At 65.1% G+C, this 24,396-nt stretch carries 22 protein-coding genes and 1 pseudogene; 8 read left to right on the forward strand and 15 right to left on the reverse strand.

Annotation, left to right across the window (positions count from 1 at the left end; all coding sequences use genetic code 11):
* The 10 genes from galE to ACXMDY_RS11355 all read right to left on the reverse strand — a co-directional run bounded on the left by galE (nt 1) and on the right by ACXMDY_RS11355 (nt 11,991).
* Nucleotides 1-1,029: a UDP-glucose 4-epimerase GalE gene (gene galE / locus ACXMDY_RS11310; protein WP_259702383.1), complete on the reverse strand. Its 1,029-nt coding sequence runs from the start codon at nt 1,027-1,029 to the stop codon at nt 1-3.
* Between the two features lie 13 nt (nt 1,030-1,042).
* Nucleotides 1,043-3,154 carry a transglutaminase family protein gene (locus ACXMDY_RS11315; protein WP_457767622.1) on the reverse strand — a complete coding sequence of 704 codons (2,112 nt, stop codon included), beginning with the start codon at nt 3,152-3,154 and terminating at the stop codon, nt 1,043-1,045.
* Nucleotides 3,155-3,182: 28 nt separating this feature from the next.
* On the reverse strand, nt 3,183-5,636 hold the full coding sequence (locus ACXMDY_RS11320) for a glycogen/starch/alpha-glucan phosphorylase (protein WP_259702381.1): 2,454 nt from the start codon (nt 5,634-5,636) through the stop codon (nt 3,183-3,185).
* 131 nt (nt 5,637-5,767) lie between these two features.
* On the reverse strand, nt 5,768-6,658 hold the full coding sequence (locus ACXMDY_RS11325; protein ID WP_259702380.1) for a transglutaminase family protein: 891 nt from the start codon (nt 6,656-6,658) through the stop codon (nt 5,768-5,770).
* A complete protein-coding gene (locus ACXMDY_RS11330) occupies nt 6,643-7,698 on the reverse strand; it encodes an alpha-E domain-containing protein (RefSeq protein ID WP_259702379.1) in 1,056 nt (351 codons plus the stop codon). Before ACXMDY_RS11330 ends, ACXMDY_RS11325 begins: the two co-directional genes overlap by 16 nt.
* On the reverse strand, nt 7,692-9,131 hold the full coding sequence (locus ACXMDY_RS11335; RefSeq protein WP_259702378.1) for a circularly permuted type 2 ATP-grasp protein: 1,440 nt from the start codon (nt 9,129-9,131) through the stop codon (nt 7,692-7,694). The genes ACXMDY_RS11330 and ACXMDY_RS11335 overlap by 7 nt, the downstream gene beginning before the upstream one ends.
* Nucleotides 9,132-9,237: 106 nt before the next feature.
* Nucleotides 9,238-10,959 (reverse strand): urease subunit alpha, encoded by a 1,722-nt coding sequence (gene ureC, locus ACXMDY_RS11340; protein ID WP_259702377.1) that lies wholly within the window; start codon nt 10,957-10,959, stop codon nt 9,238-9,240.
* A gap of 37 nt (nt 10,960-10,996) precedes the next feature.
* A complete protein-coding gene (locus ACXMDY_RS11345) occupies nt 10,997-11,314 on the reverse strand; it encodes an urease subunit beta (RefSeq protein ID WP_259702376.1) in 318 nt (105 codons plus the stop codon).
* 22 nt (nt 11,315-11,336) lie between these two features.
* A complete protein-coding gene (locus ACXMDY_RS11350; RefSeq protein WP_259702375.1) occupies nt 11,337-11,639 on the reverse strand; it encodes an urease subunit gamma in 303 nt (100 codons plus the stop codon).
* Between the two features lie 172 nt (nt 11,640-11,811).
* Entirely contained in the window at nt 11,812-11,991 is a 180-nt protein-coding gene (locus ACXMDY_RS11355) for a hypothetical protein (RefSeq protein WP_259702374.1), read from the reverse strand.
* Between the two features lie 203 nt (nt 11,992-12,194).
* Here ACXMDY_RS11355 and ACXMDY_RS11360 point away from each other — a divergent pair, with 203 nt between their 5' ends.
* Nucleotides 12,195-12,338, forward strand: a complete 144-nt coding sequence (locus ACXMDY_RS11360) for a high light inducible protein (protein ID WP_259702373.1) — start codon at nt 12,195-12,197, stop codon at nt 12,336-12,338.
* 176 nt (nt 12,339-12,514) lie between these two features.
* Entirely contained in the window at nt 12,515-12,751 is a 237-nt protein-coding gene (locus tag ACXMDY_RS11365) for a chlorophyll a/b-binding protein (RefSeq protein WP_259702372.1), read from the forward strand.
* Between the two features lie 104 nt (nt 12,752-12,855).
* Here the strand turns inward: ACXMDY_RS11365 and ACXMDY_RS11370 are convergent, their stop codons facing one another.
* Nucleotides 12,856-12,993: a hypothetical protein gene (locus ACXMDY_RS11370; RefSeq protein WP_259702371.1), complete on the reverse strand. Its 138-nt coding sequence runs from the start codon at nt 12,991-12,993 to the stop codon at nt 12,856-12,858.
* Between the two features lie 53 nt (nt 12,994-13,046).
* On the opposite strand from ACXMDY_RS11370, the gene ACXMDY_RS11375 reads away from it, so the two are divergent.
* Both ACXMDY_RS11375 and ACXMDY_RS11380 read left to right on the forward strand, forming a co-directional pair.
* Nucleotides 13,047-13,775 carry a TIGR02117 family protein gene (locus ACXMDY_RS11375; RefSeq protein ID WP_259702370.1) on the forward strand — a complete coding sequence of 243 codons (729 nt, stop codon included), beginning with the start codon at nt 13,047-13,049 and terminating at the stop codon, nt 13,773-13,775.
* A gap of 205 nt (nt 13,776-13,980) precedes the next feature.
* Nucleotides 13,981-14,868 carry an alpha/beta hydrolase gene (locus ACXMDY_RS11380; RefSeq protein ID WP_259702369.1) on the forward strand — a complete coding sequence of 296 codons (888 nt, stop codon included), beginning with the start codon at nt 13,981-13,983 and terminating at the stop codon, nt 14,866-14,868.
* On the opposite strand, the gene ACXMDY_RS11385 is transcribed toward ACXMDY_RS11380, so the two are convergent.
* Nucleotides 14,869-15,072, reverse strand: a complete 204-nt coding sequence (locus tag ACXMDY_RS11385) for a hypothetical protein (protein WP_457767623.1) — start codon at nt 15,070-15,072, stop codon at nt 14,869-14,871.
* 244 nt (nt 15,073-15,316) lie between these two features.
* Between ACXMDY_RS11385 and ACXMDY_RS11390 the strand changes: the two genes are divergently transcribed.
* Nucleotides 15,317-16,123, forward strand: coding sequence for a LysE family translocator (locus ACXMDY_RS11390; RefSeq protein ID WP_259702367.1), 807 nt, complete (start codon nt 15,317-15,319; stop codon nt 16,121-16,123).
* On the opposite strand, the gene ACXMDY_RS11395 is transcribed toward ACXMDY_RS11390, so the two are convergent.
* Nucleotides 16,113-16,832 (reverse strand): class I SAM-dependent methyltransferase, encoded by a 720-nt coding sequence (locus tag ACXMDY_RS11395; protein ID WP_259702366.1) that lies wholly within the window; start codon nt 16,830-16,832, stop codon nt 16,113-16,115. The genes ACXMDY_RS11390 and ACXMDY_RS11395 overlap by 11 nt on opposite strands.
* A 137-nt stretch (nt 16,833-16,969) precedes the next feature.
* Nucleotides 16,970-19,339 (reverse strand): RelA/SpoT family protein, encoded by a 2,370-nt coding sequence (locus ACXMDY_RS11400; RefSeq protein ID WP_259702365.1) that lies wholly within the window; start codon nt 19,337-19,339, stop codon nt 16,970-16,972.
* Between the two features lie 69 nt (nt 19,340-19,408).
* On the opposite strand from ACXMDY_RS11400, the gene ACXMDY_RS11405 reads away from it, so the two are divergent.
* From ACXMDY_RS11405 to ACXMDY_RS11415, 3 genes and pseudogenes are all read left to right on the forward strand, one after another.
* Nucleotides 19,409-21,028, forward strand: a complete 1,620-nt coding sequence (locus tag ACXMDY_RS11405; protein WP_259702364.1) for a dipeptide ABC transporter ATP-binding protein — start codon at nt 19,409-19,411, stop codon at nt 21,026-21,028.
* Between the two features lie 8 nt (nt 21,029-21,036).
* On the forward strand, nt 21,037-22,356 hold the full coding sequence (locus tag ACXMDY_RS11410; RefSeq protein ID WP_259702363.1) for a chloride channel protein: 1,320 nt from the start codon (nt 21,037-21,039) through the stop codon (nt 22,354-22,356).
* 44 nt (nt 22,357-22,400) lie between these two features.
* A pseudogene (locus ACXMDY_RS11415) lies at nt 22,401-23,722 on the forward strand (MFS transporter).
* On the opposite strand, the gene ACXMDY_RS11420 reads toward ACXMDY_RS11415, so the two are convergent.
* A complete protein-coding gene (locus ACXMDY_RS11420) occupies nt 23,613-24,365 on the reverse strand; it encodes a TetR/AcrR family transcriptional regulator (protein WP_259702362.1) in 753 nt (250 codons plus the stop codon). The pseudogene ACXMDY_RS11415 and the gene ACXMDY_RS11420 overlap by 110 nt on opposite strands.
* Between the last annotated feature and the right edge of the window lie 31 nt (nt 24,366-24,396).

The raw sequence follows: 24,396 nt of genomic DNA on the forward strand, positions 1-24,396 counted from the left end.
TCAATAGCCGCTGGGATTGGCCTGCTGCCAGGCCCAGCCATCCCGGCAGATCTCATCAAGTCCCCGGCTGGTGCGCCAACCCAGCCGCTGCCGGGCCAGGCCGGGATCCGCCACGGTGATCGCCACATCCCCGGGCCGGCGCTCAACCAGCTGGTGGGCGATCGGATGACCGCAGGCCCGCTCGAAGGCCTGCACCACCTCCAGCACGGAATGCCCCTGCCCACTGCCGAGGTTGAGGGTGAGCTGCTGGGGCGGCGCGGCGAGCAGTACGTCGAGGGCGGCGCGGTGGCCTTCGGCCAGATCCAGCACATGGATGTAATCCCGCACCCCGGTGCCATCCGGGGTGGGCCAGTCGTGGCCGAACACCTGCAGCTGCGGCCGCCTGCCCACCGCCACCTGGGTGAGAAAGGGAAACAGGTTGTTCGGGATGCCATCGGGGTCCTCACCGATCCGGCCACTGGGATGGGCTCCGACCGGGTTGAAGTAACGCAGGCAGGCGATGCGCCAGCCCGGTTCACTGGCGGCCAGATCAGCCAGCATCCGCTCCACGGCAGCCTTGGTGTGGCCGTAGGGATTCACCGGTGCGAGCGGGGCCGTTTCGGCGATCGGCACCTGATCGGGCAGGCCATAGAGGGTGGCACTGCTGCTGAACACGATCGTGCGGCAACCGGCGGCAGCCATCGCCGCCAGCAGCTGACGGCTGCCGGCGACATTGACGTCCCAGTAGCGGAGTGGATCGGCCACCGATTCCCCGACGGCCTTGAGCCCGGCAAAATGCAGCACCGCATCGATCGGCGCAGCGCCGCCGAAGGCACGAGCCAGGTCGGCCGGGTTGCGGAGATCCCCTTCAATCAGGTTGAGCCGCTGCCCCGCAGCGGGCCCGGCCAGCTCGACGACACGACGCAGGGCCTCCGGGGAACTGTTCGAAAAATCATCGAGCACCACCAGGCGATGGCCGGCCTCCAGCAGCACCAGAGCGGTGTGACTGCCGATGAAACCGGCGCCTCCAGTGATCAGCAGGGTGGACATCACGAAGCCTGGGTCAACCCAGGCGCAGATCGAGCGTCCTGCCGCCGGCGGGCGGAGCACACCAGTCGGGACGCTCGAGACTCCAGGCCCCATCCAGCTCAGCGCTGGAGCCGGCCACAGGCACCATCTCCCCATCTCCACCATCGAACTGGAACCTGGCTACCGGCTCCACACCGGCCGGCTGACGAAACGCCGGGCTGGTTTCGATCACCAGCTGCAGCGGCAGGTGGGGATCGATGCAGGGGTGCAGGGATGGGTAGAGGCTGGTCTGGCGATAACGGAGCCCCAGCCAGCCGTTGCCGAGCGGCAGAAGCCCACCGTTGAGGCGCAGGCGGTGGCACTCGAGAAACGCCTGGTTGGCCCTGATCTCAAGACGTTGCAGGGAACTGTCCACGAAGCGGCTGGTGCTGCCCCCCTGCACCGGCGTGTCGCACAGCAGGGGCCAGGGCTCGAGGGCCTGGCGAATCTCCAGGCAGGCATCATCCCGTTGCCAGTCGAGCAGGAGGGGAAAACGCCATTCCCAGATCTGGCGATACGGTTCCGCCTCGATGTCGAGGCCGTCGGCCTGGAGCAGGGTGAGCACCTGCTCCAGATCAGACCACAGGGCCGCAGGCAGCTGGAGCTCATCCGCCAGCCGCTCAGCGAAGGCTTCCAGGCTGGTGGGGCGATGGGAGGGCTCCAGCAGGTAGGCGGCCAGGCAACTCCAGAGCAGGGCGATCGCCGCGGTCCATTCAGGCCGGGGCAGGCTTTCGATCGCCCGGAATTCGATCAGCCCCTGGCAGCCGCCACCCCAGGCAGGGTTCCAGAACTTGTCGAAGCTGATCTCGCTGCGGTGGGTGTTGCCGCTGCGATCGGCATGGATGTGACGCAGCGTCTCGCTGATCAACAGCCGCTGGTCGCCCTCCGGCAAAGCCTCGATGGCGGCATGGGCAAGGTTCAGATCGAGGCGGCTGGCGCTGCCCTCGTCCAGGCGCGGCGACTGGGACGCCGGACCGACCGAACGGTTGCCGAACAGATAGGAGAGGCTCGGGTGATGCTGCCAGAAGCGCAGGATCCCCACCAACCAGCCCGGCCGGGTGAAGAATGGATTGGCCTCCAGGCTCGGTCCCCCCCAGAGCAGATGGTTGCCGCCGCCGGTCCCTTCGACCCGGTTGCCGTTCTGCTTCCAGGAACGCAGCCCGACCAGCTCACCGACTTCATCGAGGGTGTGGATCCAGCCGGCGTAGGCGATCCAGCTGTGGCAAACGGGCAGATTCACCTCCAGCACGCCGGGATCGGCGGTGAGCCCGAGCACCTGCCAGTGGCCATCGACATCGATCGGCAGCACTCCGCTCAGGTCGGGGCGGCTCCAACCGGCACTGGCGGCGGCGATCAGCTCAAGCAGTTGCTGCAGGGGCTGCCGGGCCAGGGGGGGCAGGAAGAGGCTCCAGCCGTCGTCGGCGATTTCCAGGGTGAGCACCTGACGCAGCACGCCCTCGGGGAAGACCTGCAGGGGCAGGCGCAGGCCGGCCGGACCTGCGGCGGGCAGCAGCTCCCGCAGGGGCTTGGCGAGTGGCCACTCGGCTGCCTGCCATCCAGAGGGTCCATCGGCTGAATCCGGCTCGCCCAGGTGGCAGAGCGGCACGGCCCAGACCCGGTGGTCGGGTGCGAGCGGATCGCGCAGCTTGAGCGGATGAAGGGGGCAGCCGAGCGCATCGCCGATCGCCGCAAGAAAATCAGCAGCCCGTTTGCCCGGCAGCGGCTTGGCCTTCTTCAGCTTCCTGGGACGGCCGGCGGCCGGCGAGGACGGCGGATCACCATCCTGGGGCCAGCGGACCACGGGATGGCCATCGGGCCCGGTGATCAGCCGCAGCGCCCAGCGGGGGTTGACCTCACCGTCGTAGCGCTTGCCGGGGCAGTACATCAAGGTGCTGCCCGGCCAGACCCGACGCTGCAGCTCCAGCGCCAACGCCCTGGCATAGCTGAGCTTGGTGGGTCCATCGGCCGCGACGGTCCACTCGGCGCCCACCGGCTCGAAGGGCACATAGGTGGGCTCGCCACCGAGGGTGAGGCGGATGCCGGCCGCCTGCAGCCGGGCTTCCGCCTCTGCCGCCGTGGCCAACATCCAGTCGCTGGTCTGGGGCATGAGGGGAGCCAGGTCCGACACCACCATCTCAGCTTTCGCCCCTCGGAGCGGAAGGAAGCAGGGTGCAGGCATTGATCGGCACCGGTTTCACCTTCCAGATCCGCTCCGCATACTCAGCGATCGAGCGATCAGAGGAGAAGAAGCCACAACGGGCGCAGTTGAGCAAGGACATCCGACTCCAGCTTGCACTGTTCTGCCAGGCCTCATCCACCGCACTCTGGGCGCGGCGGTAATCGCCGATATCCGCCATGACCCGGAACGGATCCTGGGTGCAGAGGTTGGCGAGCAGGGGATGGAAGAGCTCCCGGTCGCCTTCACTGAAGTGACCCGAGCCGATCAGATCGATCGCTTCCCGGGCGATCGGATCACTTTCCAGCCAGGGCATCGGGTGGTAGCCGTGCCGGTTGAGGGCCTCGATCTGCTCGGCGGTGTGGCCGAACAGGAAGAAGTTCTCATGGCCGACCAGATCGCGGATCTCCACGTTGGCGCCATCGAGGGTGCCGATCGTGACGGCACCATTGAGAGCCATCTTCATGTTGCCGGTGCCGGAAGCCTCCTTGCCGGCGGTGGAGATCTGCTCGGAGAGGTCGACGGCGGGATAGACCTTCTGGCCGAGGCTGACACTGAAATTGGGCAGGAACACCACCCGCATCCGCCCATCCATGGCCGGATCCATGTTGACGATCTCGGCGATGCCGTTGATCAGACGAATGATCAGCTTGGCCATCGCATAGCCGGGAGCCGCCTTGCCTCCGAAGATGTAGGTGCGGGGTGGGAGGTCTTCGCCATTGCGCAGCCGCAGATAGCGCTCAACGATCTGCAGAGCCGCCAGGTGCTGGCGCTTGTACTCATGGATGCGCTTCACCTGCACATCGAACAGGGAGGACGGGTCCACCAGCACGCCCAGCTGCTGGTGGATCACCGTGGCCAGCCGCTGCTTGCCCTGATCCCGAACCGAGCGCCAGCCCTCCAGGAAGGCGCTGTCGCCGGCGAAGGATTCGAGCCGCTGCAGTTCGGAGAGATCACGGCGCCAGGTGCTGCCGATCGCTTCATCCAGATAGCTGGCCAGCGGCGGGTTGGCCACGGCGATCCAGCGCCTCGGCGTCACCCCGTTGGTGACGTTGGTGAACCGGTCGGGCCAGAGAGCCGCAAACTCGGGAAACAGCTGGGTGCGGACCAGATCGCTGTGCAGGGCCGCCACCCCGTTCACCCGCTGGCTGCCGACCACGGCCAGATTGGCCATGCGCACCTTGCGATGGGGCCCTTCCTCGATCAGCGACATCCGCTCCAGCAGGTCTGGATGGCCGGGATAGCGGATGCGCACCATGCGCAGGAACCGGGAATTGATCTCGTAGATGATCTCCAGCTGGCGGGGCAGGAGCCGGGCAAACAGGTCCACCCCCCAGGTTTCGAGCGCCTCGGGCAGCAGGGTGTGGTTGGTGTAGCTGATCGCCGCTGTGGTGATCGTCCAGGCCGTGTCCCAGTCGATGCCGTGGTCGTCGATCAGCAGCCGCATCAGCTCGGCCACGGCAATCGCCGGATGGGTGTCGTTGAGCTGAACGGCGAACTTGGTGTGGAACTCGGTGACCGCCAGCCCCTGTCCTTTGAGGATGCGGAACATGTCCTGCAGGCTGCAGCTCACGAAGAAGATCTGCTGGCTCAGCCGCAGCTGCTTGCCCTGCTCCATCTCATCGTTGGGATAGAGCACCTTCGAGAGCGTTTCCGACTGCATCTTCTGAAGCACGGCCCGGGTGTAATCACCGGCGTTGAAGGAAGCGAAATCAAACGACTCCGGTGCCTGCGCCGACCAGAGCCGCAGGGTGTTGGCGGTGTGCACCCCATAGCCGAGGATCGGTGTGTCGTAGGCCACCCCCATCACGGTGTGGTCGCCGATCTTGACCGGGTAGGTCCACTCCGGCCGGATCACTTCCCAGGGGTTCCCCTGGGCCAGCCACGGGTCGGTGCTCTCCACCTGATTGCCGCAGCGGATCTGCTGGCGGAAGATGCCGAACTCGTAGCGGATGCCATAGCCGATCGCCGGGAGTTCGAGGCTGGCCATCGACTCCTGGAAGCAGGCCGCCAGGCGGCCGAGGCCGCCGTTGCCCAGGCCAGGCTCCGGCTCCTCCTCGATCAGCTCCTGCAGGTCGAGGCCCAGTTCGGTGCAGGCGGCCTGGGCGGCCTCCCTCAGACCGAGATTGACCAGATTGTTCTCGAGGTGGGGACCGAGCAGGTATTCGGCGGAGAGGTAGGCGACGGTGCGGACGTGGGCCTCGGTGTAGGCCTCGGCGGTATCGACCCAGTTGTGCAGAAGCTGATCGCGGACGGCCAGGGCGAGGCAGCGGTAGAAATCGTGGGTGGTGGCCAGGGAGGCGGACTTGGCCTGGCTGGAGAAGAGGTGGTGGCGCATCCCTTCGGCCAGGTCGTGCCCATCCGAAGGACCGGCGGCAGCACGGTCTGAGGGAGGGGCGCTGGTCGTTGCCATGGAGCGATACCGAACGTCATTGACCTTCATGGTGCGGGACCTTGCCCTGACGCTGCTCCAACGGTTACCGATTCCTGTTGATGCAGGGTCTCCCTGACAGTTGCCCGGCCGGGCGCTCTCCAGGCCGGCGCTCAGAAATGGAGCAGATCCGGCACGGCCGGGACCTCGCTGAGCACCTCGGCCTCGATCGCCCAGCTCAGCTCGCTCTCCACTCCCGGCGGCCCACTGAACGAGCCCGAAACAGCGGCAGTGAGGCTTGGCTTCGAGGAGGTGGCCAGGGGGATGTAGCGGTCATCGACGGCGCCGATGCCGCTGGGATCGAAGCCTCGCCAGCCTGCCCCGGGCAGGTAGACCTCCGCCCAGGCATGCAGGTCGTAGCGATCCGGCCTGGGCTCCACCAGGTGGTAGCCGCTCACGAAACGCGCCGGCAGGCCGACACAGCGAGACGCCTCGATCATGAGCACCGCCAGATCCCGGCAGGAGCCCACCCGCTCCTTGAGGGTGCGGCCCGCCGGCCAGGCAGGCCCGGCATGGCGCTGGGTGTACTTGACCCGGTCCTGGATCATCTCCACCAGGTTCTGAAGGAACATCAAGGCGCGTTGGTCGCTGCCCATCAAGGCTTCCTGGGCCAGCTCGACGGCGGCAGGCTCGTGCTGGCCGTTGGGCAGCCAACCCTCCAGGCTGCCCATCAGATCGCCGTTCAGGTGGCCCACCGGATATGGAAGTTCCGGTTCGTTCTGGGCCAGGCAGACCTCAAGCAGGGGCGCCACCTGGGTTTCCACATGGCTGATCGCCTGGATCTCAAGGGAATCGGTGAAACCGAAGAAATTGGCACGGAGGATGTCGTCGCCACTGGCGGCGATCAGGGGATGGAGCCGATGGGGATCCGGCGAAAAGCTCAGATCAAAGCTCAGCAACCTCTGAAAGCCGTGGGCACGGGGCTTGAGACAGAGACGATGGGCTCCCAGCTGGACCGGTTCGCTGTAGCGATAGGTGAGGGTATGCCTTATGCGGGCGCGCATGCCTGGGACGTGGGAGCAATGGGAAGGGTGGTGTCCTGAGTGGCGGCCTGATCGGCTCCATCAATGGGATGGATGCAGGCGGTTGGCCCGGGTGCCGGTTGGCTGGTGATGAAGTAGCGCTCCTCGATCTGCGCGTGCAGGGTGTTCAGGTCGGTCTGGAAGTGATCGATCGCTTCATGAAGGCCGCGATTGACCAGATCATCGATGCGCACGAAGCTCCAGTTGGCCAGCATGAGCCCGGCGAGGCATTCCAGATCATCGGGAGGCCCCGGCACCGGGTTGCTGCGGATCACCCTCAGGGATTTGTTGATGCCCTCCAGGCAGTAGCGCACCGAACGGGGGAAAATCGGATCCAGCAACAGGAAGGCCGCCACCGCCTTGGGGGCGATCGCCTTCTGCTGGGACTGCCGGAACATCTGATAGGCCCCGGCACTGCGCAGCAGTGAGATCCACTGCAGTTCATCGAGGACCCCACCCACCTCCTCGGAGCTGGGCAGCAGCAGAAAGTACTTCACGTCAAGGATGCGGCTGCTCTTGTCGGCTCGCTCCACCAATCGCCCCAGCTTGCTGAACTGCCAGGACAGATCACGGCTGAGGGTGGCATCGGTGATGCCATAAAACAGCTGACAGGCGTAGCGAATCTCATGGAGCTGCTCCTGGGCGGGCTGTTGCCAGAAGCGATCACTCTCATGAACGGTGAGATAGATCTCATTGAGCTGCTCCCACATCTCAGTGGTGATCACCTCGCGGATCTGGCGGGCATTTTCCCGTGCTGACGCGATGCAGTTGACGATGCTGCTGGGGTTCTCAGGATGGTTGACAAGGAACCGCACCACATCGGTGGGCAGACCATCGGGGCAGAGAACATCGAACAGTTCCCGATCGCCGCTGGCATCGATCAGGGGCAGCCAGGGCTCGGCGCTGCCAGGCGGGCAGTCGAGGGCCATGGCCTCGCTCACTTCCAGAAACCGGGAGAGGTTCTCAGCCCGCTCGATGTAGCGGTTGATCCAGTAGAGCGAATCGGCGACGCGACTCAGCATGGGGCTTCATCCACGATCCAGGTGTCCTTGCAGCCACCGCCCTGGGACGAATTCACCACCAGGGAACCCCGTCGCAGGGCGACGCGGGTGAGACCACCCGGGCTCACCCAGGCGCCCTTGCCCCGCAGCACATAGGGTCTCAAGTCGACGTGGCACGGATACAGCTCACCTTCGCTCAGGGAGGGCACCGTCGAGAGTTCCAGGGTGGGTTGAGCAATGAAATTTCTTGGATCCGCCTTGATCTTGGCGGCGAAGCTGAGGATCTCGTCGGGCTGGGCATGGGGACCGATCAGCATGCCGTAGCCGCCGGCCTCGCCCACCGCCTTGACAACCAGATCCTTGAGATGGGCCAGGACGTAGGCCTGGTCCTCGGCCCGGGCGCAGATGTAGGTGGGCACGTTCTCGATGATCGGTTCCTCCGCCAGGTAGTAGCGGATCATGTCCGGCACATAGGCGTAGATCAGCTTGTCATCGGCAACGCCGGTGCCCGGAGCATTGGCGATCGCCACCCGGCCGGCTCGGTAGGCCTCCATCAGGCCCCGCACGCCGAGCATCGAATCGCTGCGGAACACATCCGGATCGAGGAAGTCGTCGTCGATGCGGCGATAGATCACATCAACCGCCTCCAGGCCCGCGGTGCTGCGCATCCACACCCGGTTGCCCTCGCAGACCAGGTCGCGTCCCTCGACCAGCTGGATGCCCATCTGCTGGGCCAGGTAGCTGTGCTCGAAGTAGGCGCTGTTGAACACCCCGGGGGTGAGCAGCACCACCTTGGGGCTGTCGGTCCAGGGGGCCAGCTCCCTCAGGGCCTGAAGCAGGTGGGAGGGATAGTCGTCAATCGGCTGAACGGTGCGCCCGGCGAACAGGCTCGGGAACATCCGCTTCATCACGCGGCGATTTTCGAGGAAGTAGGCCACCCCGGACGGGCAACGCAGGTTGTCCTCCAACACCCGCCAGGTGCCCTGGCCATCGCGGATCAGATCCAGCCCGGACACGTGGCACCAACGGCCGAGGGGAGGCTTGAACCCCCGCATCTGGGGCCGCCAGCCATGGGAGCTCTCGACATCCTCGCGGGGCACCACCCCGTCGTCGAGGATTTTCTGATCGCCATAGACATCGGCCAGGAAGTGATCAATCGCTTCCAGGCGCTGAATCAAGCCGAGCTCAAGGCGCTGCCAGTCGCCGGCGCGGATCAGCCTGGGCAACGGATCGAAGGGGAGAATCCGCTCGCCTCCCTCTTCACCGGAGCCGTTGAGCCGAAAAGTGGCACCGAGCCGTTTGAGCAGCAGGCCGGCGGCCACATGGCTGCGGTTGATCTCCTCGATGCCCAGCTGGCCGAGGGAAGAGAGCAGGGGGCGGAGGGCGGAGCGGGGCTCGGAAGCGGCGTTGAAGTACTCGTCGTAACCCTTGCGCGGATGGTATTCGGTGAACATCAGGGCACGCTCAAGCTGGAATCGATCATGAAGAGCGTGGTTGACAGCTCCGGTGATCGTTGCTACCGATTCAAAGCGGCTTGTGGCTGGGGGCGGGGCCCTGTCTTCAGAGCAGGAAATAGAGCTGCGCCATCGGCAGCACCTCGGCCGGCTCGCAGGTCATGAGTTCGCCGTCGGCGAACACCTCATAGGTCTGCGGGTCCACCTCCACCACCGGCAGGGCGTTGTTGTTGCGCATCTCGGCCTTGCCGATGGCGCGGGTGTTCACCACCGGCACACAGGGCCGCTTCAGGCCCAGCTTCCGGGGCAGGTCATCGTCGAGGGCGGCCTGGCTCAGGAAGGTGAGGCAGCTGGGGGCGAGGGCACCGCCGTAGGCGGCGAACATCGGCCGGCCGTGCACCGGCCCGGGGGTGGGAATCGAGGCGTTGGCATCACCCATCTGGGCCCAGACAATGGAGCCCCCCTTGACCACCAGCTCCGGCTTCACGCCGAAGAAGCCCGGTTTCCAGAGCACCAGATCGGCCAGTTTGCCCACTTCCACCGAGCCGATCTGGCTGTCGAGGCCGTGGGCGATCGCCGGATTGATCGTGACCTTGGCGATGTAACGCTTGATCCGGGTGTTGTCGTTTCGCCCCCCACATGAAGCGGCGTCCTCCGGCAGGCTGCCGCGCTGCACCTTCATCTTGTGGGCGGTCTGGAAGGTGCGGGTGATCACCTCGCCCACCCGGCCCATCGCCTGGGAATCACTGGCGATGATCGAGAAGGCGCCCAGGTCGTGAAGGATGTCCTCGGCGGCGATCGTCTCGCGGCGGATGCGCGATTCGGCGAAGGCCACGTCTTCGGGGATGGCGGGATCGAGGTGGTGGCACACCATCAGCATGTCGAGGTGTTCCTCGAGCGTGTTGCGGGTGTAGGGGCGGGTGGGGTTGGTGGAGCTGGGCAGCACATTGGCCTCGCCGCAGATCCGGATGATGTCGGGGGCGTGGCCGCCGCCGGCCCCTTCGGTGTGGAAGGTGTGGATGGTGCGGCCACCGATGGCGCGGATCGTGTCCTCCACGAAGCCCGCCTCATTGAGCGTGTCGGAGTGGATGCAGACCTGCACGTCGTACTTGTCGGCCACGGTGAGGCAGCAATCGATCGCCGCCGGGGTGGTGCCCCAGTCTTCGTGGAGCTTGAGGCCGCAGGCACCGGCACGGATCTGCTCTTCGATCGCCGCCGGGGTGCTGGCGTTGCCCTTGCCGTAGAAGCCCAGGTTCACCGGCAACCCCTCGGCCGCCTGCAGCATGCGGGCCAGGTGAAAGGCGCCGGGGGTGCAGGTGGTGGCGTTGGTGCCGGTGGCCGGGCCGGTGCCGCCCCCCAGCAGGGTGGTCACACCGCTGGCGATGGCGGTTTCGATCTGCTGCGGGCAGATGAAGTGGATGTGGGTGTCGATGCCGCCGGCGGTGAGGATGTGGCCCTCACCGGCAATCGCCTCGGTGCCGGGACCCACCACGATCGTCACCCCATCGGTGATGTCGGGGTTGCCCGCCTTGCCGATCGCGCAGATGCGGCCGTCACGCAGGCCCACATCCGCCTTGACGATCCCCCACCAATCCACGATCAGGGCGTTGGTGATCACCGTGTCCACCGCCCCTTCGGCCCGGGAGGTCTGGGCCTGGCCCATGCCGTCGCGGATCACCTTGCCGCCGCCGAACTTCACCTCCTCGCCGTAGGTGGTGAAATCCTTCTCCACCTCCAGGATCAGCTCGGTGTCGGCCAGCCGCAGCCGGTCACCGGTGGTGGGTCCATAGGTTTCGGCGTAGGCCCGACGATCCATCCGATAGGGCATGGCTCTGCTGCGGAAAGGGTTGAGGGAGGACTGGCGGTCAGTCGAGGGGACCGTTCACCAGGCCGTTGAAACCGAACACCTGGCGGCGACCGGCCAGCGGCACCAGGTCCACATCCCGCTCATCGCCCGGTTCAAAGCGAATCGCCGTGCCGGCAGGGATGTCGAGGCGCTGGCCGCGGGCGCTGTCACGGTCGAACACCAGCGCCGCATTGGCTTCATAGAAGTGGAAGTGGGAGCCCACCTGAACCGGGCGGTCGCCGCGGTTGGCCACGTTGAGTGTGGTGACAGGGCGGCCGGCGTTGAGTTCGTGGCTGCCGGGCTCCGGCAGCAGCTCGCCAGGGATGAGATAAGACATGCAGGCGGGGTGATCAGGGGGATCAGCGGATCGGATCGTGCAGGGTGACCAGCTTGGTGCCATCGGGGAAGGTGGCCTCCATCTGCACCTCACCGATCAGCTCGGGAACCCCTTCCATCACCTGATCACGACGGAGCCAGGTGCTGCCTTCGCGCATGAGTTCAGCCACGGTCTTGCCATCCCGGGCACCCTCGAGCACCTGAAAACTCAACCAGGCCACCGATTCGGGGTGATTCAGGCGGAGGCCCCGCAGCAAGCGCCGCTCCGCCAGCAGGGCGGCCGTGACGATCAGGAGCTTGTCCTTCTCCTGAGGAGTGAGATGCATGGCAAGGGATAGGCCCGAATCACTCTGGCAGTGGCCAGGCTCCGGGGCAGGTTCATCAGGAACCTTCGGCTGCCCCCCGCGATGGCGGCTACGGCCAGGTCGCCTGATCAGTTCCCTGCCACCGGTCTCTCTTGCCAGTGCCTGGGCCAGCTACGTCGAGCCGGCCGTGGCCTCAGCGAAGGCCGGTCATCGAGGCGTTGATCTTGCTGAGGTGAATGCCGAGATAGGCAGCTTCATGGCTGAGGGCCATTTTCATGCGGCTGTTTCCGGCGGCCGAAGCGGCGGTGTAACGAACGAGCAGGGAGTCCCGAAGGGCTTGATCGCGGGCAGGACTGGTGGAGGCTTGGGCCATGGACAGGGGTGGGCAGGCGCGGGAAAAGGGCCGCTGAGCAATGCTAGACACTTTTCGTGAGAAAAAACGATGAGCCGTCTGTAGCCGATCACACAAAGAGCATCAGCGATCCCTGACCTTGGCCGGCGCCAAAAATCGGCTCACCCCTGAGATCCGGCCCCCGTTACAATCTGTTACAGTTCTGTCATCCCGCTGAAACCGCCATGGCTGATTCTTCCCCCCGCTACGGATTTGTTGCTTTTGCCGAAACCTGGAATGGTCGCCTGGCCATGCTCGGCTTTGTGATCGGTGTGGCCACGGAGCTGCTCACCGGCCAGGGCATCCTCACCCAGATCGGCCTGGGCTGACGCCATGACCACCGACTACAGCACCGCGATCACCGCTGTTTTCCTGCTTGTGGTGGTGCTCACCGGGATGGTGGCCTTCGTGTTCTCACGCCCCACTGATCAGTCGTCCCGGTCTTGAGCACCTCCGCAGCAGTTGATCTTCACCACTGCCTCTGACATTCCCTCCCGCAAAAGCCATGACAACAACTCCATCTCGTAACAATCAAATCCAGGATCTTGCCGCTCAGGAGGTGCACCTTGAGCAGCTCAAAAGAGCTGAGCTGTTCAACGGCCGGGCCGCCATGCTCGGCATTGTGATCGGAATCATCACGGAAGGATTGACTGGAGCCAGCATCATTCACCAGATCGGGCTTGGTCCCCTGGTGGATGGCTTCACCACCTGCCACACCCAGTTTCTGCCCTTCTGCTTCTGAAGCCTCCGGGTCTGAGTGAATACCCCCTAGCCTCCCGGGTTTTGCCTGGGGGGTTTGTTATGGCGTGGGCAGACAGCCAATCAGTTGATCAGGCTGACGAGGATTCAGGCATCACGGATGGTGAGGTTGTCATGCACCGCCTTGGCATCGATCAGATTGTTGAGGGCAAGGGTGGTGTTGGGGCTCAGCAGAGTGGCGATGCGGGTGCCGGCGGCGCCGATGTTGGACAGATCAACAACCAACAGACGGACGGGGCTACGTTGGTGACTTGAATGGAGATGGCGCTGGCGCATCAATGTATCCATTTGGCAGGACCATCACCGCGAAGCTGGCTGGATTGATTCTCGCCGCACTTGCCGTTAGCTCCTGCTCGTGGAAGCCAGATGCTGTCCGGTCAAGAGTTCCATCGTCTGATGCCATTCGTTCGCATCCGATATTCGTGGTAAGGCATGGATGGCATACGGGCCTTGTGATTCCAGCTCATGATCTAAATCAAGCCATTCCTGGTCTCAAGGAGTATTATGGCGACGCCGCCTACTATGAAGTTGGCTGGGGTGATCAGGAGTTCTACCCATCACGAAACCTATCAATCGGTCTAACCTTGCAAGCGATCTTCAGGTCGGAAGGCGCTGTGATGCACGTTGTTGCTATCCCGGCTTCTCCGAAGACGTTTTTTGACTCAAACGAAGTTATCAGCACCTGTTTAACCGATCAACAAGTTTCTGCTCTGGCAGCATTTGTGGCAAACAGTTTTGCCCGTGACCAGCAAGGAGGCATTGTCCGCCTCATGCCGGGCCTGTACGGCAACAGTCGATTCTTTCAAGGAAAGGGACGCTTTTCCTTGTTGCATACGTGCAACAACTGGACTGCCAAAGGATTGAAAAGCGCCGGAATGAAGCTATCTTCGACTTTTTCCCAGACCTCCCTGCAGGTGATGAGCGCGATCCGAGAGCTGCGACAGCAATGCGCCTTGCCCCCCAACCCCACGCTCAAGAAGATGCAACGCAACCAGGCCGCCTCATGATCCTCGCGTTGAACAAAGAACCTCCTGCCCGACAACTCCCACGATCTGGTGGGGTGAGGAACAAGGCTGCGCAACCGTCTGCCGAACACGCCAATGGCGATCGGGTGCTTTGGAATCGGCTTTTTTGTGCTGGGCATCGGCTGTCTTCAGCTTGCTGCGCCACGCCAACCAGCTGGGCTGTCAATGGGCGATCCGCACAGCACCGATGAGTGTGGGTAGGTGGTTGGGCCTGGCCGGCTGGCTGGCGCTGGGCTATGGCGGTGTCTGCCTGCTGGTGTTCCTCACCCAGCGCTCGTTGATCTATCTCCCCCAGCCCGCCGCCGATCCGTCCGGCCAGCTGGTGCTGCAGGTGGAGGGCAAGCGCGTGCTGGTGGCCCATCGCCCCCATGCGGGTTCCCGGGCGCTGATCTACTTCGGTGGCAACGCCGAAGACGTGTCCCTCACCCGCGCCGAGCTGGCTGTCCTGCTGCCCGACACGGCCCTTTACCTGCTCCACTACCGCGGCTACGGCGGCAGCGAGGGCAGCCCCAGCGAAGCGGCCCTGCGCGCCGACGCCCAAGCCCTCCATGCCCACGTGGCCAAGCGCCACGACGCGATCACGGTGGTGGGCCGCAGCCTGGGCACCGGCCCGGCGGTGCATCTCGCTGCCACCCGCCCGGTGCAGCGGCTGGTGCTGCTGGTGCCGTTCGACAGCTTGCTGGCGGTGGCCCGCGGCACCATGCCCTGGCTGCCGGTGGACCTGCTGCTGCGTGATCGCTGGGAGGCGGCCGCTGAGGCGCCCCGGGTGCGGGCCCCCACCACGATCGTGGCGGCGGCCATCGATCGGGTGGTGCCCACGCGCCACGCCATCGCCCTGCACCGCGCCTTCCCGCCCGGCGTGGCGGAGCTTGTGCTGGTGCCCGACCTCGACCACAACACGCCGGTTCTCAGCTCGGCGGCTTTCCGCGCTGCGCTGCAAGGCCAGATCGAGCCGCGATCGGCTGAACCAGGCAGAGGGGCTGCAAGAACACGACAAATCCCGCCTACCAAAAAAGACGTCTCATTGCAACAATTTGGTATCGCCCATCCGTTTTCAGGTGCTCATACCTGTTGATCAGTCGACCCCCTTGCTCAAGATGAAGTCAGATGCATTCAGGCCTTCAAAAGCTATGCTCAATGGGGTACCTGCTGTGCCTGCTTTGGAAATCTGCAGGGCCTGACACCCAGGATTCAGCAGACGAGAGCAGCAAAGCCAGTTTTGCATTTGAACCTTTGCCCACTGCTGATCCTGAGCGATGAGGAAGAAGCTGAAATACATCCTATTCAGAACAGGATCAGCCATAGCATAGTGTGCCATAAAGCTGAATTAGCCATGTTGAGGCTCACAAGGCAGGGCATATCCTGGCCCACAAGCTTGCAACCGTGGCGACGTCATTGCACGGGAGTCATAGGGGGAAGGTATCGCATCTGCGAGCAATCGCGGGTCGTGGCAGTTGTCTTAGTAGCTTGCGTGCCATCCAGTTGAGTCTCGTCGCGGCCACAAACAAGCGAGCGGTGCGCCTGTGGATAAGCCGGATTTCTCCAGGCTCGACTCGCTTTTCGGCACATTTCGCCAAAGATGTCCTGGGTTCGGCGCAACGTTCCTCATGTTCAAGCAACTGCAACTGACCTCAAATGCATGCTTCTATCGTAATAGCTATAGAGGTTCCGATCAAACAATCAACCGACCCCAACAAGAAGCTCCAATGCAGAGCAGCATGACACTGAGTAGCGGCATCGCATTATTCAGCGCCATGTCTGTCCTGGCAGCGATTCCCAGCGTAAGTGTTGTAGCTGTCTCCACTCGGTCGGCAACCTTTGGCTTCATTCATGGTGTGTTCACCAGCCTTGGCATCATCACTGGGGACATCATCTTCATCCTTGTGGCCATTGGCGGCTTGTCTGTGTTGGCGGCCAAGATGGGGAGTCTATTTTTCCTTATGAAATACTTCGGCGCTGCCTATCTGATCTTGCTGGGGATCGGATTGTGCCGCTCCCCGGCCCAAGACCTTGAATCCAAAGAGCTTGCTCAATCCTCTCTTTTGTCGAGCTTCCTGACTGGGCTGCTGATTACATTAGCCGATCAAAAAGCCGTCCTGTTTTACCTGGGCTTTTTCCCGGCATTTTTGGATGTGGCCAAAGTCTCACTCATTGACACAGGCATCATCATCGCGATCGCTGCTGTCGCTGTTGGTGGGGTCAAACTGGCGTACGCATCGATCGCCAGCCGAGCAAGGTTTTTGATTCGAGCGAGCGTCGCAAAACGGCTAAACTTCTGTGCTGGCTGCATAACAATCACTGTGGGAATCACTCTGATCTTCAAACCATAGGTTTGTCAAGCTGACAGATCAATAGAGCTGAGAGTGGCTTTTCACTGGCTGGGTGCACTGGCTCCAAGATCCTGTCAATTGCGAATCCATTGCGAGCAAGCAGCTCAATCCAAGCTTGCTGCCGTCGAAAGTACCAAGGCATCGGCGCGGAAAAGCCTGCTCCAAAACCAGAAAAATGTTCAACGAGCCAACCTTCTGTCTGATCAATGCCAATGGCTTGAGAATGAACCGTTTGGATCAAAAGCGATCCTTGCCGAGTTAGCATCGCTTTCATCTGCTGCATCACAGCATCCAATTCCTCCTCCAACAATGAAAAGTTGCAGACAATCACATCGAAGTAGCGTCCTGAATGGGGCAAGGTCTTGTAATAGCCAACATAGAACTCGCCTCCCAGTGCCTGAGCTCGGTTGATCAACTCTGGGGAACCATCAATCCCGACTGCCACAATTCCCTGTGCTGCAACAGCTCGACACAGCCACCCTTCTCCACAACCAACATCGAGCAGTGTGTTGGGCTGAAGGCGTGATATCTCTGCCATAATTGCTGAATCCGTCACCAATCGGCGGCTCTCGATCTGCTGATGCCGGACGGCATTTGTCCACGCCATCGAGTTAGTGCGCCAACTCTGGATCATCTGCTCTTGATAACTTGTCATCACCTCATGCCCATTGGGCGTGCAGGGCCAGATCAGCTGAGCGATAGAGTTCAACCGGGAGGCACGCCATTCGTCTCGGAAGACATACCCTGGACATCGGCAGTTCTACGAATCGCTTCGTGAGAAAAGGGGTGGATTCCAGGCTCCAAGAACGTCTGAATCACTCTGGCAACCAGCGGTGATCCTGAGCCTCAACCGATTCCGGTGCGGCAGAGGTTGAGCACGTCGGCCATCGAGCGGATCTGATCCATCGTGGTTCGTAATTGGGAGGCGCTGATCAGTTCCACCTTCAGGTCGATGCAGGCTGGTTTGCCATAGGCGGTGCGCACGCGGGCATCGCTCACATTGATGCGGCTGTCGGAGAGGCGGGTGAGGATGTCCTTCAGCACGCCGACCCGATCGAGCACTTCGATCCGCATCTGCACCGGATACCGGCGGTGCTGCGGGTCGGCGAGCGGATTCCAGCGCACCGGCAGCCGGCGTTCCACCGGCATCTGGTTGACGTTGGCGCAATCCTGGCGGTGGATGGTGATGCCGTGGTTGCCGAGGGCGACGCTGCCCACGATCGCCTCCCCCGGCAAGGGGCAACAGCAGCCCCCGAGCCGATACTCCAACCCCTCCAGCCCCAGGATGGCGGCGCCGCCGGCATCGGCTCCGGCGGTTGAATCAGCACCCGGGCCGCTTCCGGCCCTGGCCGCCACGCTTCGGGCCAGCTCTTCATTCGAGAGCACCGGGGCGGTGGCGGCGCTGGCCAGCCGCACCTCCTCCCGCAACCGGTTGAGCACCTGATGCAGGGTGACACCACCGAAGCCGAGCGAAGCGAGCAGATCCTCCGTGCTGCCCAGATTGCAGCGGCGAGCCACCTTGGCGAGGGCCTCGCCATTGATCAGCGCATCGAAGCCGTTGCGGCCGAGTTCCCGCTCCAGCAGCTCCCGACCCCGCAGGATGTTTTCCTGGCGATGGCTGCGCTTATACCACTGGCGGATACGGTTGCGCGCCGTCGGGGTGGCCACGAAGTTAAGCCAGTCGAGGCTCGGCCGCGCCGTTTTCGTGGTGATCACCTGGACGAAATCACCGTTCTGCAACGGCGTGGCCAGGGGACAGAGCCGGTCGTTGATGCGGACGCCCTGGCAATGATTACCCACCTCCGAGTGGATCCGATAGGCGAAATCCACGGCGGTGGAGCCGGTGCGCAACCCCACCACATCCCCCTTGGGGGTGAAGACGAACACCTCCTCATCGAACAGGTCTTCTTTGATCGAGGCGAGATAGTCGCTGCTGTCTTCACCGCCACCGTCCTGTTGCCAATCCACCAGCTGACGCAGCCAGTTGAAACGATCGGTGTCACCCCCGGCGGCCGGTGATCCCCCCTCCTTGTACTTCCAGTGGGCGGCGATGCCGTACTCCGCCACCTGATGCATCTCCGTGGTGCGGATCTGCACCTCCACCGGCCTGTGCCTGCCGATCACCGCCGTGTGCAACGACTGATAGCCGTTCGGCTTGGGCAGACCGATGTAATCCTTGAAGCGGCCGGGAATCGGCCGGAAGGTGTCGTGCACCACGGCCAGAGCCCTGTAACAGCCCTCCACATTGGTGGTGAGGATGCGTACGGCCGCCACATCGAAGATTTCGTGGAAGGCCTTCTGCTGGTGGCGCATCTTGCTCCAGATCCCATACAGATGCTTCGGGCGGCCGGTGACCTCGCACTGGCTCAGCCCAGCCGCCCTGAGGCGATCCTTGAGCAGGGACACGGTGACCGCAAGCCGGTCTTCCCGGTCGCTGCGCTTGCTGGCGACCTCCTGCTTGATCTCGCGATACGACTCGGGCTCGAGAATCTTGAAGGCCAGATCCTCCAGCTCCCATTTGAAGCGGCCGATGCCGAGGCGGTTGGCCAGCGGCGCGTAGATCTCACGGGTTTCGCGTGCGATCCGCAGCTGCTTCTCCGGTTTGAGCGCCCCGAGCGTGCGCATGTTGTGGAGGCGATCAGCCAGCTTCACCAGCACGACGCGGATGTCGCTGGCCATGGCCAGGAACATGCGGCGCAGGTTCTCGGCCTGGGCCTCGGTGTGGTTGGTGAAGTGGATGCCACCCAGCTTGGTGACCCCCTCGACCAGCGCCCGCACCTCCGCCCCGAAGTGGGCCTCCAGCTGCTCGGAGCTCACCTCGGTGTCCTCGACCACGTCGTGGAGGAATCCGGCGGCGATCACGCAGGGGCTGGCGCCGATATCGCGCAGCAGATCGGCGACAGCGATCGGATGAATGATGTATGGCTCGCCGGTGGCCCTCACCTGGCCGTCATGGAGCTGGAAGGCGAAATCAAAGGCTCGAGCGAGCAGGGCTTCGCCATCGCTGGGGCAGCTCTCCCCTGCTGCCGGTGGAACCTGCTCGATGCAGGCCTCCAACCAGGACGGCAGGGCAACGCCGTAGTCGGCGGCCACCTGGATCCGCTTGCGGCCGAGCAGGAAGGCGGGGCCGCTTGGCTGGGAATCGCTGCCGGCACTGAAAACCGCCGGGGCTTCGCCCCGCGGGCGGGTGATCAGGGAGCCGGCGATTTCGGTCATCGGAGCTGGCTGATCATTTGATAGTAGGCAAAATGACCTGACAACGGCCACCTGACCATCGATCGCTCCATGGCCGCACCCCGCAGCCCTGGCCCGGTGCTGGCGATCCACGATCTCGTGGTGAGCTACCCGGGTTCCACGGCCGCACCCACCCTGCAGGGCCTGGACCTGCAGCTCAACCCCGGCGACCGGCTGGCCCTGGTGGGGCCCTCGGGCTGCGGCAAGAGCACCGTGGCCAGGGCCGTGCTGCAGCTGCTGCCCGCCGGCAGCGTCTGCAACGGAGAGCTGCTGCTGGTCGGCGAGGATCCGCGCCGATTGAACCGTCCGGCCCTGCGCCGCCTGCGGGGTGAGGCGGTGGGCCTGGTCTTCCAGGATCCGATGACCCGGCTGAATCCGCTGCTCCGGGTGGGGGACCATCTCACCGACACCCTGGCCGCCCATCGACCTGACTGGTCACGACGGCGACGGCGGCAGCGGGCCGCTGAGCTGCTGCAGCGGGTGGGGATCGGCCCAGAGCGCTACGACAGCTATCCCCATGCGTTCAGTGGCGGCATGCGTCAGCGGCTGGCGATCGCCCTGGCGATGGCGCTCGAGCCCGCCCTGGTGATCGCCGATGAACCCACCACCAGCCTGGATGTGGCGGTGGCGGCCCAGGTGATGGCCGAGCTCACCGGCCTCTGCCGCGACAGTGGCAGCGCCCTGCTGCTGATCAGCCACGACCTGGCCATGGCCGGCCGCTGGTGCGACCAGATCGCCGTGCTGGATCAGGGGCGCCTGGTGGAGCAGGCCGCCTCCACGATCCTGCTCACCCAGCCTTGCGCCCCCCTGACCCAGCGGTTGGTGGCCGCCGCCCGGCTGCGGGAGGGGGGACGCTCGCCCCTGGCCCAGCAGGCGGCGCCACTGCTGGAGGTGGAGGAGCTGCGCTGCTGGCACCCGCTGCCGTCGCTGCCGTGGCAACGCCGCTGGCTCAAGGCCGTCGACGGGGTGGGCCTGCAGCTGCGGGAAGGCGAAACAGTGGGCGTGGTGGGGGCTTCCGGCTGTGGCAAGAGCACCCTCTGCCGCGCCCTGATGGGCCTCACCCCGGTGCGCGGCGGGGCGGTGTGGCTGCAGGGCCGCAACCTGCGCGAACTGGGCGGCCGTGAGCTGCGCCAGGCCCGGCGCCGCATCCAGATGGTGTTCCAGGACCCGCTCGCCTGCCTCAACCCGGCAATGACGATTGGAGAGGCCGTGGCCGATCCGCTGTTGATCCATCGGCTGGCCGGTCGCAGCGAAGCACGGCAACGGGCACGACGCGGGCTTGAAGCGGTGGGACTGAGCCCGGCCGAGGCGTTCGAGAACCGCCTGCCGCGCCAGCTCTCCGGCGGCCAGCAGCAACGGGTGGCGATCGCCCGGGCCCTGATCCTGGAGCCCGCCGTGCTGCTCTGCGACGAGAGCGTCAGCATGCTCGACGCCGAGGTGCAGGCGGAGGTGCTGGCCCTGCTGCGGGAGCTGCAGCGGCGCCTGGGCCTGGGGATGCTGTTCATCACCCACGACCTCTCGGTGGCGAGCGGCTTCTGCCAGCGGGTGATCGTGCTCGATGGCGGCCGCATCGTCGAAGAGGGCCCCGGCGATCGGCTGCTGGAGCAGCCTCAGGCGGCGATCACCCGCCAGCTGGTGGCGGCTTCGCCCCGGCTGCCCGCCCTGGCCTGACTGACCCGATGACCGTCACACCCTCTCAACGCCGCCGCAAGCTGCGCCGCCTGTTGGGCCTTTTTCTGCTGGTCAACGCGATCGGCATCGGCGTGGCCGCGGCGATCTGGCTCTATGGCCAGGAGATCCAGGCGGTGAACAACCTGCGGCTCCAACTGGCCGCCCGCCTGCCACGGCCGCTCGTGCTCCCGCTGATCGGCGTGCTGGGCGGCGGCATCGCCGGCGGCCTGATCGCCTTCCTGGAGCCTGGCGCCAAGGGCTCGGGAATCGTGCAGGTGATGCTCTGGCTGAGGGGTGTGCCGATCCCGATGGGCTGGCGGGTGGCGGTGGTGAAGCTGCTGGCCAGCGGCATCGCGATCGGCAGCGGCATCCCGGTGGGGCCGGAGGGCCCCTCGATCCAGATCGGTGCCTCCCTGGCCCGGGAATCCGCCGATGCCCTCCAGGCTGATGGCGGTGATCGGCGCCTGGCGGTGGCGATCGGCAGCGGTGCCGGCCTCGCCGCGATCTTCCATTCGCCGCTGGGGGGGCTGGCCTACAGCCTTGAAGAACTGCTGAAGCGAGCCGACATTCGCGTGAATGCGATCGCCGCCTTCGCCACCTTCGCCACCGTGGCCTGGACCCGGCTGCTGGCCGGTCATGGCGGCGGACCCGCCTGGCTGAAGCAGCTGGCGCCGATCATCAGCTTCCCCAGCCAGCTGAGCGAATTCCGGCTGGTGGATGTACCGGTGCTGCTGCTGCTTGGGGCGGCAGCCGGGCTGCTGGCCATGCAGTATCAGCGCTGGATCCTGAAGATGCGGCAGGGTTTCTTCCGGCTGCGGCTGCCGGTCTGGCAGTTGCTGCCGCTGGTGGGGCTGGCGATCGGCCTGGGCTGGTCGCTGCTGCCGCCTTCCTTCGACAACCCCGACAGCCTCGGCTTCGACGCCCTGCAGGGCCTCGACACACCGCTCAAGGCCCTGGTGGCCCTTGGGGTGCAGGCGGCGGGTACGGCCGTGGCCGTGGCGGCGGAAGCCCCCGGCGGCTTCCTCGCCCCGGCCCTGGTGGTGGGCGCCTGCCTCGGCACCCTGATGCAGCAGCTCTGCCTGCTGCTCTTCCACACCGCCCCGGCCACCCTGCTGTTCGCCGGCGGCGGCGCCTTCCTCGGAGCCCTCACCCGCACGCCGCTCACGGCGATCCTGCTCACCTTCGAACTCAGCAAGGACTACTCCCTGCTGCTGCCGATCGGCTTCGCCACGCTCACGGCGATCGCCGTGGCCGACCTGTACGAGCGCGACACGATCTTCGACCTGCTGCGCCAGGAAGCCCTGCGCGAGCTGGAGCCAAGGGAGTGAACCAGGCTCCTGTCGCCTTGGTCGAGCCGATCGATCTGCTGGCGATGCCGGCGGCCCTGCGGCGGCGCACGCTTGTTGCCTACGGGATCGGCGATGCCGGCACCGGCATGGCCGCGGCGCTGATCGGCTTTTACCTGTTTGTGTTCTACACGCAGATCGCCGGGCTGCCCCCCTGGCTGGCCGGGCTGGTGCTGATGGTGGGACGGGCCTGGGATGCGGTGAGCGATCAGCTGCTCGGCTGGCTGAGTGATCGGACCCGCAGCCGGCTGGGGCCCCGCCTTCCCTGGATGATCGGCAGCGCCGTGCCGCTTGGCGTGAGCATGGCCCTGATGTGGTGGTTTCCGCCGGGCGGCGAGCTGCTGCGCTTCGGCTGGTTCGTGCTGATCTCGGTGCTGTTCATGGCCGCCTACACCGGCGTGAACCTCCCCTACTGCGCACCCGTCTCAACGCGGCCCGCTTCACCGGCTCGATCCTCAGCAGCCTGGTGGGCCTGCTGCTGGGGGCCCTGCTGGTGGGCGGAGGCGCCCCCGGCTACCTCTGGATGGGGGTGGCCAGTGGCGCCGTGGCGATCGTGGCCACCCTGCTCTGCTGCTGGGGCCTGGCCCCAGCAGCCCGGGTGTGCCGGCGGCCATCGGGGCGCGCCGAGCCGATCACCACCCAGCTGCTCCGGATTCGCCGCAATGGCCGCTTTCTGCGGGTGGTGGGCCTCTACCTGCTGCTCTGGGGTGCCCTGCAGCTGATGCAGCCGGTGTCGCTGCTCTACCTCTCCGAGGTGATGCACGTACCGATGGATTGGAGCACCTGGATGCTGATCCCGTTCCAGCTCAGTGCCATGGCGGGGCTGGAACTCTGGAGCCGGCTGGCGGCCCAGCGCGGCCGGCTGTGCGCCCTGCGCTGGGGCTGTGGGCTGTGGATCGCCATGGGGGCTCTGGCCATGGTGCTGGTGCCCCTTGATCCCGGCCTGGCCCCGTTCGCCAGCCTGGCCAGCGGGCTCAGGTTCACCCTGCTGCTGCTCGTGGTGCTGCTGATGGGTCTGGGAGCCTCCACCGCCTACCTGATGCCCTGGTCGCTGCTGCCGGATGCGATCGATGCCGACCCGGAGCGGCCCGCCGGCCTGTTCACCGCCTGGATGGTGCTGACCCAGAAGCTGGGCAGTGCCGTATCGGTGTTCCTGCTCGGCAACCTGCTCAGCTGGAGCGGCTTCGTGGCCGGGCAGACCCTGGAGCAACCCCAGACAGCGCTGCTGACGATCCGGCTCAGCATCGGCCTGATTCCGGCCACCCTGGTGCTGCTCGGTCTGCTGGTGATGCGGGGCTGGCCGCGGCGTTCAGCCCCGTCAGGGTTCGCTCCAGGCCATCAAGAATGAAAGCGAGACCGAAGCCGAAGACATGGAGCCCGTCGTAGCGGCGTGCGATCACCTCCAGGGTGAGCCCGTTCAGGTGGGGATAACGATCGGCGGGAAGCTGCGGCAGGAAGGTGGCGGCGATCGCGGCGTAATCGTGCGCCTCGATCGGGAAATTCAGCTCCTGCAGGGTGAACCCATAGACGTGGTTGTCGATGGCGTTCAATCCATGGTCGGCCTGCTGCAGGGAAAAGCCCGCCTCCGCCAGGCAGCCGAGCGAAGCATCCACGTAACGCAGCATGGCCGGCCCCGTGTTCAGCCGCGACAGAATCGCCAGCGCCGCCCAGGGATGGAGGCGCAGGACCTGGTGGGCTGAAGCGGCCCGCTCCCGCATCGCCGCTTTCCAGTCCCCGCCGATCGCCGGCAGGGCGATTTCGCCGACCACGATTTCAACCAGGCCGTCCACGATGGCGTCGCGGCTGGCCACGTGGTTGTAGAGCGACATCGCCTTGACGCCGAGCGCTTCGGCGAGCTTCCGCATCGTGAGCACAGCCAGCCCTCCCTGATCGGCGATCTCCAGGGCCGCGTGCAGAACCCGCTCCCGACTGAGGGGCAGCCGGGCGATCGGCTGCTGAGAGCTCAGCCCAGCACGGTTCTCCGGCTCCAATCCCGACCCGCCAGTGCGGACCAAGCTTACG

It is taken from the genome of Cyanobium sp. ULC082, assembly GCF_977927535.1.

Bases quoted from the DNA above. Each gene is read 5' to 3' on its own strand.
- ACXMDY_RS11360 (WP_259702373.1), top strand. From the start codon at position 12,195: ATGGCTGATTCTTCCCCCCGCTACGGATTTGTTGCTTTTGCCGAAACC.
- ACXMDY_RS11325 (WP_259702380.1), bottom strand. From the start codon at position 6,658: ATGCGCGCCCGCATAAGGCATACCCTCACCTATCGCTACAGCGAACCG.
- ACXMDY_RS11355 (WP_259702374.1), bottom strand. From the start codon at position 11,991: ATGGCCCAAGCCTCCACCAGTCCTGCCCGCGATCAAGCCCTTCGGGAC.
- ACXMDY_RS11405 (WP_259702364.1), top strand. From the start codon at position 19,409: ATGGCCGCACCCCGCAGCCCTGGCCCGGTGCTGGCGATCCACGATCTC.
- ACXMDY_RS11330 (WP_259702379.1), bottom strand. From the start codon at position 7,698: ATGCTGAGTCGCGTCGCCGATTCGCTCTACTGGATCAACCGCTACATC.
- ureC (WP_259702377.1), bottom strand. From the start codon at position 10,959: ATGCCCTATCGGATGGATCGTCGGGCCTACGCCGAAACCTATGGACCC.
- ACXMDY_RS11350 (WP_259702375.1), bottom strand. From the start codon at position 11,639: ATGCATCTCACTCCTCAGGAGAAGGACAAGCTCCTGATCGTCACGGCC.
- ACXMDY_RS11320 (WP_259702381.1), bottom strand. From the start codon at position 5,636: ATGGCAACGACCAGCGCCCCTCCCTCAGACCGTGCTGCCGCCGGTCCT.
- galE (WP_259702383.1), bottom strand. From the start codon at position 1,029: ATGTCCACCCTGCTGATCACTGGAGGCGCCGGTTTCATCGGCAGTCAC.
- ACXMDY_RS11400 (WP_259702365.1), bottom strand. From the start codon at position 19,339: ATGACCGAAATCGCCGGCTCCCTGATCACCCGCCCGCGGGGCGAAGCC.
- ACXMDY_RS11365 (WP_259702372.1), top strand. From the start codon at position 12,515: ATGACAACAACTCCATCTCGTAACAATCAAATCCAGGATCTTGCCGCT.
- ACXMDY_RS11375 (WP_259702370.1), top strand. From the start codon at position 13,047: ATGTATCCATTTGGCAGGACCATCACCGCGAAGCTGGCTGGATTGATT.
- ACXMDY_RS11385 (WP_457767623.1), bottom strand. From the start codon at position 15,072: ATGTATTTCAGCTTCTTCCTCATCGCTCAGGATCAGCAGTGGGCAAAG.
- ACXMDY_RS11335 (WP_259702378.1), bottom strand. From the start codon at position 9,131: ATGTTCACCGAATACCATCCGCGCAAGGGTTACGACGAGTACTTCAAC.
- ACXMDY_RS11410 (WP_259702363.1), top strand. From the start codon at position 21,037: ATGACCGTCACACCCTCTCAACGCCGCCGCAAGCTGCGCCGCCTGTTG.
- ACXMDY_RS11380 (WP_259702369.1), top strand. From the start codon at position 13,981: ATGAGTGTGGGTAGGTGGTTGGGCCTGGCCGGCTGGCTGGCGCTGGGC.
- ACXMDY_RS11345 (WP_259702376.1), bottom strand. From the start codon at position 11,314: ATGTCTTATCTCATCCCTGGCGAGCTGCTGCCGGAGCCCGGCAGCCAC.
- ACXMDY_RS11315 (WP_457767622.1), bottom strand. From the start codon at position 3,154: ATGCCCCAGACCAGCGACTGGATGTTGGCCACGGCGGCAGAGGCGGAA.